General features: G+C 34.4%; 17 protein-coding genes. All 17 read right to left on the reverse strand.

The window, feature by feature from the left end; all coding sequences use genetic code 11:
- Positions 1-3: 3 nt before the first annotated feature.
- On the reverse strand, positions 4-471 hold the full coding sequence (locus tag Q9R40_RS08260) for a DNA starvation/stationary phase protection protein (RefSeq protein ID WP_300591962.1): 468 nt from the start codon (positions 469-471) through the stop codon (positions 4-6).
- A gap of 83 nt (positions 472-554) precedes the next feature.
- Complete coding sequence (locus tag Q9R40_RS08265) at positions 555-2,093, reverse strand: YfcC family protein (RefSeq protein WP_304677249.1); 1,539 nt, start codon at positions 2,091-2,093, stop codon at positions 555-557.
- A gap of 210 nt (positions 2,094-2,303) precedes the next feature.
- Positions 2,304-2,987 (reverse strand): phosphate signaling complex protein PhoU, encoded by a 684-nt coding sequence (phoU, locus tag Q9R40_RS08270; RefSeq protein ID WP_270516102.1) that lies wholly within the window; start codon positions 2,985-2,987, stop codon positions 2,304-2,306.
- Between the two features lie 17 nt (positions 2,988-3,004).
- Positions 3,005-3,760 carry a phosphate ABC transporter ATP-binding protein PstB gene (gene pstB / locus Q9R40_RS08275; protein ID WP_304677251.1) on the reverse strand — a complete coding sequence of 252 codons (756 nt, stop codon included), beginning with the start codon at positions 3,758-3,760 and terminating at the stop codon, positions 3,005-3,007.
- A gap of 10 nt (positions 3,761-3,770) precedes the next feature.
- Positions 3,771-4,571 carry a phosphate ABC transporter ATP-binding protein PstB gene (pstB, locus tag Q9R40_RS08280; protein WP_004896943.1) on the reverse strand — a complete coding sequence of 267 codons (801 nt, stop codon included), beginning with the start codon at positions 4,569-4,571 and terminating at the stop codon, positions 3,771-3,773.
- Positions 4,572-4,581: 10 nt separating this feature from the next.
- Positions 4,582-5,472, reverse strand: a complete 891-nt coding sequence (gene pstA, locus Q9R40_RS08285; RefSeq protein WP_004896942.1) for a phosphate ABC transporter permease PstA — start codon at positions 5,470-5,472, stop codon at positions 4,582-4,584.
- Positions 5,472-6,464 (reverse strand): phosphate ABC transporter permease subunit PstC, encoded by a 993-nt coding sequence (gene pstC, locus Q9R40_RS08290; RefSeq protein ID WP_011161729.1) that lies wholly within the window; start codon positions 6,462-6,464, stop codon positions 5,472-5,474. The genes pstA and pstC overlap by 1 nt, the downstream gene beginning before the upstream one ends.
- A 16-nt stretch (positions 6,465-6,480) precedes the next feature.
- Positions 6,481-7,350 (reverse strand): phosphate ABC transporter substrate-binding protein, encoded by an 870-nt coding sequence (locus tag Q9R40_RS08295; RefSeq protein WP_304677253.1) that lies wholly within the window; start codon positions 7,348-7,350, stop codon positions 6,481-6,483.
- 117 nt (positions 7,351-7,467) lie between these two features.
- Entirely contained in the window at positions 7,468-7,989 is a 522-nt protein-coding gene (locus tag Q9R40_RS08300) for a GNAT family N-acetyltransferase (RefSeq protein ID WP_270516111.1), read from the reverse strand.
- Positions 7,990-8,084: 95 nt separating this feature from the next.
- Complete coding sequence (locus Q9R40_RS08305) at positions 8,085-8,816, reverse strand: amino acid ABC transporter ATP-binding protein (protein ID WP_270516112.1); 732 nt, start codon at positions 8,814-8,816, stop codon at positions 8,085-8,087.
- Positions 8,803-10,296, reverse strand: coding sequence for an ABC transporter substrate-binding protein/permease (locus tag Q9R40_RS08310; protein WP_172475612.1), 1,494 nt, complete (start codon positions 10,294-10,296; stop codon positions 8,803-8,805). Before Q9R40_RS08310 ends, Q9R40_RS08305 begins: the two co-directional genes overlap by 14 nt.
- Positions 10,297-10,397: 101 nt before the next feature.
- Complete coding sequence (locus tag Q9R40_RS08315) at positions 10,398-11,246, reverse strand: patatin family protein (RefSeq protein ID WP_304677257.1); 849 nt, start codon at positions 11,244-11,246, stop codon at positions 10,398-10,400.
- 120 nt (positions 11,247-11,366) lie between these two features.
- Positions 11,367-11,651: a hypothetical protein gene (locus tag Q9R40_RS08320; RefSeq protein ID WP_061400486.1), complete on the reverse strand. Its 285-nt coding sequence runs from the start codon at positions 11,649-11,651 to the stop codon at positions 11,367-11,369.
- Between the two features lie 2 nt (positions 11,652-11,653).
- Positions 11,654-11,968, reverse strand: coding sequence for a bacteriocin immunity protein (locus tag Q9R40_RS08325; RefSeq protein ID WP_061400487.1), 315 nt, complete (start codon positions 11,966-11,968; stop codon positions 11,654-11,656).
- A 123-nt stretch (positions 11,969-12,091) separates the two neighbouring features.
- Complete coding sequence (locus Q9R40_RS08330) at positions 12,092-12,322, reverse strand: hypothetical protein (protein ID WP_270516119.1); 231 nt, start codon at positions 12,320-12,322, stop codon at positions 12,092-12,094.
- 204 nt (positions 12,323-12,526) lie between these two features.
- Positions 12,527-12,802, reverse strand: a complete 276-nt coding sequence (locus Q9R40_RS08335; protein ID WP_061400489.1) for a hypothetical protein — start codon at positions 12,800-12,802, stop codon at positions 12,527-12,529.
- 280 nt (positions 12,803-13,082) lie between these two features.
- Positions 13,083-13,373, reverse strand: coding sequence for a bacteriocin immunity protein (locus Q9R40_RS08340; RefSeq protein ID WP_061400490.1), 291 nt, complete (start codon positions 13,371-13,373; stop codon positions 13,083-13,085).
- Between the last annotated feature and the right edge of the window lie 24 nt (positions 13,374-13,397).

Genomic DNA, 13,397 nt, shown 5'->3' on the forward strand with positions numbered 1-13,397 from the left:
ATCCTATTCACCTTCACCTGGACGTTGACCAAGTTCAGCTGACATCATCCAAATTCTTTTTTCAATCGCGGTATGATAAGAAATCAATAAATCATTAGTTGAGTTGTCTCCTTCTCCTTCACTAATCTTGATCCCTCTTTCATAATCATCTCGCAATTGTTTGTATGCATTTATAATTAGTTGGAATCTTTCTTCGATTGATAAATCCCAACTACCAATTTGATCTGGAACGTTAGTTTCTTCCAATACTTCCTCGTAAGTAGAAATCGGATTACCATTAATGGCGATCAATCTTTCAGCAACCCCATCTTGCTGCTCAGCTAATTCCTCCATTACACCATCTAAATACGGATGCAATTTTAAAAATCCTCTTCCAAGCATATACCAATGGTGTTGGTGGACAACCATGTGAGTTTGAGTTAAATCAGCAATAATTTCATTCATAATTTTTTTAGTTTTTGGATAAGCCATACAAAAGCCTCCTTAAAATATTAAACAATGTCTTTAGCTTCATCATAACTATAAAAAATACTAAAAGCTACTTATTTGCTTAGTTAGTAAACAACTAAACCAATTGCCAAAAAGGCTAAACAAATCCCAAATTCAATAACTAACAGTTTCCAACAAAACTTAAACCATTTATTGAACCCAATATTTACCATCATTAAGCTCATTAAAATTAATCCAGTTGGTGCAATTAAACTAATAAATCCTTGACCCCAATTATAGGCATCAATAATGCTTGCGCGATCAATGCCAACCACGTTAGCTAGGGGTGCCATAATTGGCATTGAAAGCACTGCTAAGCCAGATGATGACTGAATAAAGAAACCAAGAACAATGTAGACCAGGAACATAAACCAAATAAATAATAACGGCGGCATCCCTGAAACTTGTTGACTAAAGAAATTCATAATTGTATCACTTGTATGACTTTCTTCCATCACAATTGAAACAGCACGTGCTAGGCCAATTGTTAAAGCTACACCTAATAAATCGGCTGCACCATTTACAAAGCTCTCGACAAATTTATGCTCACTTAAGCCTGAAATAAAGGCAAAAATATATCCCGTTGCTAGGAAGACAACGGCAATTTCAGTAAAGTACCATCCCTTTTGTTGAACACCCCAAATCATTACGATAAAGGCAATCGCAAAGACAAGCAAAGTTAATTTTTGACGCCAAGTAAATTTACTGTCCTGCATATCTTCATTCTGATCCATATATTCTTGATCTTCTTTAGCAAAGTCATTATAAACATATGAAGCTTTAGGATTCTTTTGCACTTTTTTAGCATAAAGAATCACATAAATCATCCCTACAATAACACAAGTTGCCCACATGCAAATCCTAAGTGGCAGTGCATCTGTAAAATTGACCCCAGCAGTATTAGAAGCAATTACCGTTGAAAATGGGTTAATAGTTGATGCCATCGTCCCAATGCTTGTACCTAAAAAGATCGTTGCAACAACAGTCATTCGATCAAACCCGGCTAATAAGAAAACTGGAATTAAAATTGGATAAAAGGCCATTGTTTCTTCAGCTAGTCCAAAGGTTGTTCCACCAATGGCGATCAATCCCATTACTAAAACAATCAATAAAACTTGCTTACCCTTAATCTTTTTAGAAAGTGCCTGCATTCCGGCATCAATTGCACCATTTGCATGAACGACTCCAATACAACCACCTAGAATCAAAACGAAGGCAATAATATCAATACTTTGAGCAATCCCGTTTACTTGAGAAGAAAGAAATTGATAAATCGCTCCACCGAGTCCTGGCTTTTTCTGATTGATTTTTTCATAAGAATCAGGAATAGCTACGGGTTTATAGATCGTGCCACTAGTAAACTTTTTAACATTAATCTTAACTTTATATTTATCTAACGTTTTTTGTGTCGCTGCTTCTTTATGTTTGCTACCATTTGGTTTTGTAATTACAAACTCTTTACTTGGTTGATCATATTCAAGAGTTGCATAATTACCTGAAGGTATAAAAAACGTTAAAATCTGTACCAATAATAAAACGATAATAATAACTGTATATGCTGTTGGAAATTGATGTTTCTTCTTTTTTTGCACTGTATCGCTCATAACTTCTCCCTACTTAATACTACAGTTTAATTTATAGTTTCATTATAGATTTCTTTTCTATTATTTGCACGCGCTTACAACCGAGAGTATAAAGTTAAATAAAAATAGGAACTCTCATAGTGAAGGTTCCTATTTTTCTGTATTCAGATTTTCTTTTTTAAGTAGACCATATCAATCAATTGTTGGTCTGCTTCATAAAAATATTCAATTTTATAATTCAGTCATTTCATCGGTATCTTTAGTATTTAAATCTACTAATTCTCCCGACATTTTATAGATAACCCATTGTGCTAGATTAACTACGTGGTCACCAATACGTTCAAGTAAACGAATTACCATAAAGTAGCTTGAAGAAGCAACCGCTGCTTCTGGATCTTGCTTAATTCCAGAAATAATTAACTTACGAGCTTTTACGTAATCTTCATCTACTTCATCATCTTTTTTAGCAACTTCACGAGCCAATTTTTCATCACCTTGTACATAGGCCTTTAAAACTTGATCTAACATAAAGTTAACTTTCTTGGACATTGACTTAATAATTGCTTCAACTTCCGGAATACGAGGATTTCCCTTTACTCGAATTGTTTCCCAAGCAATTGAATTAGCATTTTCACCAATTCGTTCTAAATCATTAGTAGCTTTTAAGATACTAATAACATTTCTAAAGTCACTAGCCACTGGTTGTTGAAGAGCCATCAATTTCAAGGTTCTTTTTTCAACTTTTGTAGCAGCACGTGACACCTTTTGATCATCTTTGACTAAGCTTTGCGCTAATTTCTTATCATGTTCAACGAAAGCTTGCGTTGCTTCGTCAATTGCTTCACTGACATCAATACCCATTCCCATGAAACGAGTATTCAACTTACGTAATTCATCTAAAAAAACTTCATGCATCTTAAAAATCTCCTTTATTAACCAAAACGTCCATTCAGATAATCACTAGTAATTTGCTTTTTCGGATTCATAAACATATCTGATGTCTTGCCGTACTCAATTAAGTCTCCGCTCATTAAGAAAGCAGTGTAGTCACTAATTCGAGAAGCTTGTTGCAAGTTATGCGTTACCATGATAAAAGTAAAATCATGCTTTAATTCAAGAAGAGTTTCTTCAATCTCACTACTTGAAATTGGGTCAAGAGCACTAGTAGGCTCGTCAAGCAGAACCACTTTTGGACGAACTGCTAAAGCACGAGCAATACAAATTCTCTGTTGTTGTCCTCCCGAAAAGGCTTGAGCGATTCGATCTAAATTATCTTTAGTCTCTTTCCAAATGGCGGCTTGCTTTAGACTTTCTTCAACTCGCTGGTCGATTAATTCTTTATCTTTAATGCCAGCAATTCTAAGACCATAAGCAATATTATCATAAACCGAAAATGGAAACGGGCTTGGTTGCTGAAACACCATTCCAACATTCTTACGCAACTCTACCAAGTCCATTTTAGGACCGTAAATATTTTCATTTTCGAATTTAATCTCACCACTAATATGAATATTAGGTATGTCATCATTCATTCTATTTAAACAGCGAAGAAAGGTTGATTTTCCGCATCCTGAAGGACCAATTAAGGCAGTAAGTTCTTTTTCTTCAAAGTCTAGGCTAATACCATGTAAAGCCTCAACATTTCCATAGCTTAGGTGAACATCTTTACTTGTAATAATATTTTCCACAGTAAACCCCTTATCCAAAACTTCCGCGAATGTAGTCTTCCGTAATTTCACCCTTAGGATTAGTAAAAATATTTTCAGTAGTGTCATACTCTAAAACATGACCTAAATGAAAGAAAGCTGTGTAATCACTAATACGACTAGCTTGTTGCATATTGTGCGTTACCATGATCATTGTATAGTCAGTTCTCAACTGCTTAAGAGTATCCTCAAGTTTAGAAGTAGAAACAGGATCAAGAGCACTAGCGGGCTCATCAAGCAGCAAAATTTCGGGCTTCAATGCAAGAGCTCGCGCAATACATAAGCGCTGCTGTTGACCACCAGACATTGCCAATGCACTCTTATCTAACTTATCCTTAACTTCATCCCATAAAGCAGCTGCTCTTAAACTTTCTTCTACAATTTGATCTAATTTTTGCTTATCATTTTCACCATTTGCTTTTAGAGCATAAGTAATATTTTCTCTAATTGATTTTGGAAATGGATTAGGCTTTTGGAAAACCATTCCAATATTTTTTCTTAACTGGTAAACGTTAATATTGTTTTTATTGATATCTAAGCCATGGTACCAAATTTCACCGTCTACTCGAGCCACTTTATCATTCATTCTATTAAGACAACGTAAAAAAGTAGACTTTCCTGAACCAGATCCTCCAATTAAGGCTGTGATAGTTTTTTTCTTAAATTGAAGACTAGCATTAAAAAGCTTTTGAACGCTACCTCCATAAAAAACACTAAGGTCTTGCGTCGAAATAATCTGCTCATCTTTATCAAATTGATGAATATATGTCGGGGCTTCATTTACATTTTGCATAAATTTCTCCTTATGACTTAGCAGCTGTTAATTTGCGGTATAAATGATTACCCAAGGCACGTGCACCAAGATTGAATAAAATTACCACAATAATTAATAAAGCAGAAGTTGCAGCTGAAACAATTGTTGCATCGGGGATGATTCCTTCAGTATTAACCTTCCAAATGTGAACAGCTAAAGTTTCTGCTGGGCGCATCACATTCAAAAAACTAGTTGGACTAAATGGGTTCCAATTACTATAGTCAATTGTAGATCCACTTTGACCTGCAGTATAAATTAAGGCAGCGGCTTCACCAAAAATTCTACCAGCACTCAAAATAATACCAGTTAAAATTCCTGGTAAGGCTGCTGGCAAAACGATCCCGCGAATTGTTTTCCAGTTAGATAAACCCAAGGCAAGTCCCGCATCTCTTTGCGCTTGTGGAACACCTTCAATAGCTTGTTCAATATTACTAGTTAGTGTTGGTAAATTAAAGAATGTAAGAGCCAAAGCACCAGAAATAATTGAAAATCCAAAACCAAACTGTACTACAAATAGTAAATAACCAAATAAACCAACAACAATTGAAGGAAGTGAGCTTAAAATTTCAATCGTTGTTCTAATTAAGTTAGTAAACCAATTATCTTTAGCATATTCTGCTAGATAAATACCTGCTCCCAAAGCAATAGGAAGTGAAATAATTAAGGTTAATACTAGCAAATATAAGGAATTAAATAGCTGATCTCTTACTCCTCCACCAGCTTGATAGGAAGAAGCCTCAGAAGATAAAAAATGCCATGAAAGATGTGGTACACCCGAAACCAGAATATCGCCTAAAATCCCAAAAAGGATTATTACCACAATACTCACTAAGGTATAAATACCAGCAGTAGCAATCTTATTACGAGTTTTTGCATTCATTATTTCTGTCCTCTCTTTCCAATTAAGCGGACTAAGAAGTTAAAGACCAAAGACATAATTAACAATAGAAGGGCTAATGACCAAAGTGCATTGTTGGGTAAAGTTCCCATAACTGTATTTCCCATTTGACTAGTTAACTGACTAGTTAAAGTAGCAGATGGACTTACTAAGTTAGCTGGCATTAAAACTGCATTACCAATAACCATCTGTACAGCTAAGGCTTCACCAAAGGCTCTAGCCATCCCAAAAATTACCGCTGTCATGATTCTAGGCGAGGCAACTCGCAAAATCACCTTATAGATTGTTTGCCATTTAGTTGCACCTAAAGCTAAAGAAGCTTTCCGGTAATCAGATGGCACAGCTTTTAAACTATCAACAGTTAGTGAAGTAATTGTAGGTAAAACCATGACAAATAAAACTAAAGTCGCTGATAAAATACCAAACCCGGTTCCACCAAAAATATTTCTAATAAAAGGAACAATAACTGTTAATCCCAAGAATCCATAAACAACAGACGGAATTCCTACCAATAATTCAATTACTGATTGTAAAAAGCGTGCACCCTTTTTAGAAGAATACTCAGTCATAAATAAGGCTACTGCAATTGCAAATGGGGTTGCCACTAAAGCAGCTAGTAAGGTTACAGAAAACGAAGTTACAATCATCGCTGCTGCTCCGACGTGATTCTTCCCTTCACCTGGATCCCAATCACTAGAAGTTAAAAATTGAAAAACATTCACATGATCTTTAGTAAAAGTTTCTAGTCCATGAAATCCAATAAAACCAATAATTGAAGCGACCAAAATAATAATTAAAATAATAGCGCAGTAAGTTAATCCTTTACCCCAATATTCTTGTCGTGTTTCTTTTGATGGCTCAGTTAAGCTAGCAACATCAACCTTACTTGCACCTATCTTTTTTAATTTAACATGAGGAACTTTTTGCTTATCTAAAGCAGACTCAACCACTTTTTTAAGATCTTTGTTATTCATCAAAACGTCCTATTCTTTATTTTTGAACAACATGATTATTACTATCACGTTCAACCTGCATCTTATCGATACTGATATAGCCTAGTTTAGGTACTAAATCATTTTGCACTTTACTTCCAAGCATATAATCAATAAATTTTTGAACATTCTTGCTAGGTTTACCTTTAGTATACATGTGTTCGTAAGACCAAAGTTGCCAATGATTCGTTTCTACATTTTTATTTGTAGGCTTTACCCCGTCGATACTCAATTTTTGAATATTTTCATCGTTAGCATATGGAAATGAAATATAAGAAATTGTTCCTGGCGTAGAGCTAACAATTTTACGCACGGTACCATTAGAGTCTTGTTCTTGGGCTTGAATTGGCTTTTTGCCATTGAGAATCAATCCTTCAAAAGTTCCACGCGTACCACTACCTTTAGAACGGTTAATTACAGTAATAGTTTGGTTCTTTCCCCCAACTTGCTTCCAGTTAGTAATTTTACCCGTAAAAATATCACTTAATTGTTGCTTGCTCAAATTACTTACGCCAGCACTCTTATTCACAATTGGTACAATACCTACAACGGCAACAAGATAATTTTGCAATTTTTTAGGATCTATTCCCTTTTGAGTTTCAGCAAAAACATCGGAAGTTCCAATCTCAACTGCTCCTGCTTGTACCTGGCTAAGACCAGTTCCCGAACCTCCTCCTTGAACAACAATATTACTGTCAGGATGAGACAGACGATAGTCATTTCCAGCTTGCTCAGCTAAAAGCTGCATGGCACTAGATCCAACAACAGTAATCTTATTGCTATTATTGTTAGCACAGCCTGTAAGTCCGATTAAAATAGCTAGCAGTCCACAAACAGCGGCTATTTTAAATTTAAAATTTTTTCTCATCGATTTCTCCATGTAATTTACAGTATTCAACAAGAATATTCTATCATATTAATACCTGTCAACAGAATGCTTATCCTCAACAAAAAAGCTAGGTTTTTCAACCTAGCTAAAATTTATTTATTCTCTAACATTCTCATAAACGTATGAAATTTCATCTGGACGATATACTCCATGCAATTCTCCCACTTTGGTAAAATTCATTTTATCAATTAGGTGCTGCATCGCGCTATTATTTTCATGCGTATCAATTCGAATGCTGTCAATGTCCTTACGGTGATCGCGAATATAATCAATTACTTCAGTCAAAAGTTTAGTAGCATAACCGTGACCTGCATGCTTTGAATGAATGGCAACGCGGTGAATTACAACATACTTATCAGTATCTAAAAGCCATTCACCTTTCAAATCATCATAAGAATGATCTGGTGCTTCAACTATAGAAATAGCCCCTACTGTTTCCCCATCAGCTGAAACAGCTAAATATGCGAAGCCTTTTTCAATATCTTCTTTAATTTGACCTGGCGAAGGATAATCTCCTTGCCATTGGTCAACTCCGCGTTCTGCTAGTTGGTTAGCACCATCCTTTAAAATCGTCATAATTTGATCATAATCATCCATTGTAGCTTGTCTAATCTTCATTAAACTCATCCCCTTTAACTTTTCTAACGCAACTATTATAAAGAAAAGCACTCTCCTTGTAAAAAGAAAGTGCTTATTTTGAAAAATATTAATATTTAAAGTACTTTAGAAAGAAAGTCTTTTGCACGTGGACTTTGCGGACTTTCAAAAATTTGTTCCGGACTTCCTTGCTCCTGCAAATATCCATCTGCCATAAACCACACTTCATCAGAAACTTCACGGGCAAATCCCATTTCATGAGTAACAATAACCATTGTCATACCTGAATCTGCCAAGTCTTGCATTGTCTTTAAAACTTCGCCAACCATTTCTGGATCTAACGCACTTGTTGGTTCATCAAATAGCATTACTTCTGGATCCATTGCTAAAGCTCTAGCAATCGCAACACGTTGCTGCTGACCACCAGACAAACTAGAAGGATATTGCTTAGCCCGATCTTTCAAACCAACTTTATCAAGCAATTCTAAAGCCTGCTTTTCAGCTTCTTCTTCACTTACACCTTTAACTTTCATAGGAGCCAATTTAACATTTTCAACTACATTCATATTTGGAAAAAGATTAAAGCTTTGGAAAACCATTCCCATTTTTTCCCTTAAAATATCTAATTCTTTTTCACTAATATGTGTTAAATCTTGCCCATCAAAAATTATTTTGCCGCTTGTTGGTGTCTCAAGTACATTAAGACAGCGTAAAAATGTACTCTTACCTGAACCTGATGGACCAATGATACTAATAACTTTTCCCTTCTCAACATTTGCCGAAATATCTTTGAGGACTTCTTTTTTTCCAAAGCTCTTCTTTAAATGTTCCACCTTAATCATTGTCATTACGCTTCATCCTCTTTTCAAAGTGATTCAATAATCTCGTTAATGAGAAAGTCATAATAAAGTAAATAATCATGGCAATAAATAATGGTAGAACACCCTTATAAGTAGAAGTTTGAACTAATTGTGTTTGATACATTAATTCTGCAACTCCGATTACTGAGACCAACGAACTATCCTTTAATAAAGTAATAAATTCGTTGCCTAAAGCTGGCCAAATATTCTTAATTGCCTGCGGAATAATGACATATCTAAAAGCTTTTTGACGGCTTAAACCAAGTGAGCGAGCTGCTTCCATTTGGCCTTTTGGTAAAGAATCAATTCCTGACCTAATATCTTCAGCCACATAGGCCCCTGAATTGAGTCCAATCGCAATAATACCTGCAACCAAAGCGGAAAGATTAGAAATCAAATATCCAATTCCAAAGTAAACAAATAAAATTTGTACCATTTGTGGCGTACCACGGATAAATTCAATGTAGCAAACAGCAAGCCAGTGTAAAATTGGATTCTTTGATAAACGCATCAAAGCTAAAATGATACCTAAAACAATACCAATAATTACTGAGAAAATAGTAATTACGATTGTGTACCAAATACCCTTAAAGAAATACGGAATGTACTTGGCAAAAGTATTGCTTTTCTTTTCTGTTTTCATATATTTAGCAGCTGCTGGTAAATATTCTTTATTAATCAAGTCTTTCTTCTGAACTTGGTCAATTGTCTTATTTACTTGAGCTACTAAATCATCTTGTCCTTTAGCAATTGCAACTGCATTTCCCGCTTGAGTTTCTTTTAAGTTTGAACGAACTGCAGCGAGGCTACTATTATTTTCTGCATATGCTTTAGCAATTAGTTCTTCTACTACTACTGCAGACACCTTGCCTGATTGCAGAGCTAAAACCAAGTTGTTAATTTTCCCAAGACCCTTTAATTTAGAACCTTTCATTTGAGACTTAACTAAATTATATTGATTGCTTCCCGTTTGTGCTCCAACCGTTTGACCTTTAAGGCTCTGAATACTAGTGTACTTGTCTTTATCTTTTTTATTTACTAAAAAATATTCACCACTTGGTTTATAGTAAATTTTTGAAAATGCTACACTTTGCTTTCTTTCAGGAGTAGGCGTCATGGCAGAAATAACCATATCTACCTTTCCTGTCTCAAGTGCAACTAATAAGGAGTCAAAAGACATGTTCTTAATTACTAACTTCACACCTAAGTCTTTGGCGATATCTTTGGCTAGTTCAATATCTACTCCAACATATTTAGTCTTACCATTTTCACTTGCGGTAAATTCTAGTGGCGGATAATCAGCAGATGTACCGACTACTAATTCTCCACTCTTTTTAATCTTCTTCAAGACACTACCTTCTGCTACCTGCTTTTCACTAGCCGCTTGAGCTGGCTTGATAAAAGTAGCACCTAGTGAGAAAAACATCAAAAGTGCAAAGAAAAAGCTCAAAAGCTTTGTTTTTTTCATTACATTCATTCCCTCTACAATTACTATTAAAAAAACTGAAAATTTAAGCTTTTGTTAATTATAGCGAATGAAATGGAATCTAGACAAGTTATTCAAGAAGATTATTCACTCAAATAGGTTTTTATTGCTTGTAAATTTTTCTTAGCTTCCTTTACACCAATCTGGTATACGCGCCTCAATTCCTGAGGATCTTTCTCCATTGTGCCAATTTCTAAAGGATAAGGAGGACGAATTGCTAGTAACTTACCTTGAACTTCTTTTTTTCTAATGTAATGAAGCACATCATTATAATCATGTGCTCGAGTTTTTAATTTTTTTAAAACAGCGGGATATTTATGTAAGACTAATTCTAAAGCTGGATATAGTTTACTTGCTTCTTTTCGATAAGAGAGGGGCTGCGTTAAAATAACAACGTTCTTGTCATAGCCAATTTTTTCAAAAAATTTAATAGGAATTGAATCACTAATTCCTCCATCCCAATACTTGCGACTTCCAATTTCAACTGGTCTAGAAAAAACTGGGATGGAAGAAGAAGCACGAATCCATTCCAAATCGGCTTCTTTACCGGACGTTAATTTATGATATACCGATTCACCATTATTAATATCAGTTGCTACACACCAAAAATCCATTGGGTTTTCTTGAAAAGCAACGGTATCAAAAACATCAAGTTTAACTGGTAATTCATGATAACAAAAGTCAGCGCCATATAAATCACCGGTCTTAAGCCACGACTGCCAACTTGATAAACGGGGATCACTAGCATATTTTACGTTATAGCGCAGAACTCTTCCTATTTGATTTGACTTATAATTGCAACCAAATGCTGCCCCAGCTGATACACCAATTCCACCATCAAAATCAATGCCGGCTTTCATTAGGGTATCAATTACCCCAGCAGTAAACATGCAGCGCATTGCGCCACCTTCCATTACTAAACCTTTTTTCATACTTTCTCCACCTCCGTATTTTTAATATTTTAGCAAGAAAAAACTGCTAGTTAAAACTAGCAGTTAAAATTTATTTTGACTTGTCAAAAAACTTTTACTTAGTGATGTACAGATAGTTAGCTACTTTTTATTCTCTACAAGAAGCTCTTTTTGATATCTATATTCTTCAATAATTCCCTCTAAGAGAATTACTTCTAGGGTAAGCAATCCTAAAACTCCAGTTTCTGAGGTAGAAAAAATATTTGTACCAATTTTAATCCAGAGTCCTACACTTCCCATCAAAGCTAAATAAACAACTGGTGAAAACCAAATAAACTTATGAAGCTTAACCGAAGTAAAAATATATGCTGCAATTGCAATTACTGCTAAGGTTGGCATTGCATAATAAAAAGCTTGCAATTTCATTCCTACTTTCCAGGCCAAGTATTAGTAGTATTCCAACTGTTTAAGCCACCAAGCCAGCCTTGACTCATTGAAATTTCTTTAATTTTTTCAAGTAATGCTTCTTCATCTTTTTCTAAGTGAAGATGGTTTACTAAACAAATCGTATTCACATTTTGATAGGTTGTTCGTGCTTCGTTTACGGCATCTTGAACATTATGCTTTGTCTTATCTAAGGCACCCTCTAACTGTTCTAGTAAGTATTCGTTACCTTTTCGATCATAATGAGTCTTAGCAAGTGAAATGAAATCATTCAATACTTGTGCCAATTCATTTTCCATATTTTTGTCCTCCAAAGGATTATATTTGTTTAAATATTATCATTTATTTATTAATTTTACTATCATTTTTTAATAAGAATGCAAATTAGACCGATTTAGCACCTTTAATAACCAATTTGGTTTTCACTTCTTGCTCTTTAATCTTTGTTGAAGTTTATCTTTACCATAATAGTAAGTGATTGAAAAAACACTCATCCCAGCAATTAGAACTACAAGACTTGCTGTAATACTATCGCTATTAGTCAAAGATAAAAATAATTTATTAATCAAATATGCAAAGATTACACTAAGAATAATTACGATCCATTCTTCAGTATGAGTATCTTTCTTCTTGCTAGCTTCAATAAATTTCATCTGTACCTTTCCTTTTATGCTCCTTCCGCATTTGCATTCTTTTTAATAATTTAAACATTAAGTAAGCAAAAATCGCTCCCCACAGAATATTTCCGAGAATTATCCAAAGAGTTAGTTGACTACCAACCAATATATCTCCTAGAGTTTGAAGTAAACAAAAAGCAACTCCCGCGAAGATGCATCTAAACGTTAATGACTTTCCCATTAGTTCTGTTCCTCAGATTTATTCTTTATTTGGATTTGATACTCATCGTACAAATCTTTAAAAACAACGATGCTCATAAAAACACAAGCAATTGCTGAACTCCAAGAAAATGAGTTTAAATCTTTTAAGGCAAAAATAACCATGGTCACAATTCCAAGCACCAAGATATTTGAGGCGTCAGATGTTCTGACTATCTTGTGCAATTTTAGCGAAATAGCAATATCACATAAAATAACTAATAACAGTAAAATAATTGGAATATATCCTATGACCATTTTTCTCATCCTTTCCTTGTTTATAATTCTATCATTCAAAAACTCACTAAAGATAAAAAATACCAAATCAGTCTTTTTTATGACCGATTTGGTATTTACTATTTATGCTGTCAATCTCTTGAGATTAGTCTTAATATACTTTCTCTTTTTTCAGTTATTATCTTTACTAATTTTGCCTGGAAGATGACTAAAAAAGAAAAAAGGTACTGATTTAGTTAAATTAACTAGCTCAGTACTCATCTTAATTTTGCTACCTATTTAAATTAATAAAAGTATTTTTCTAAAAATTAGTCAGTGCCAAAGTTTCTCCAGCACCAGCCCATTTATCAGGATCTTTATCTAATAAAAGCTGCAACTTTGTCAAAGTCTCTGGTAGCTTAAATCCATGTGTTACAGCATACATATTAATATCTTGCTTTAGATTAAAAATTACTCTTTTCACGTTTGTTTTCTTATCTAATTTTTCAAGAGCTCCTTCTATTAGCTCCTGAGCTTTTAAATCAGTTACTACATCCGATTGATTCTTTGCTTTTATAAGTATTTCTTTAAGACTAGAGTCATTTATTTTCATAATTTTCCTCATCTCTTATAATTA

The organism is uncultured Lactobacillus sp. (assembly GCF_948948975.1).
Taxonomy (GTDB): Bacteria; Bacillota; Bacilli; order Lactobacillales; family Lactobacillaceae; genus Lactobacillus.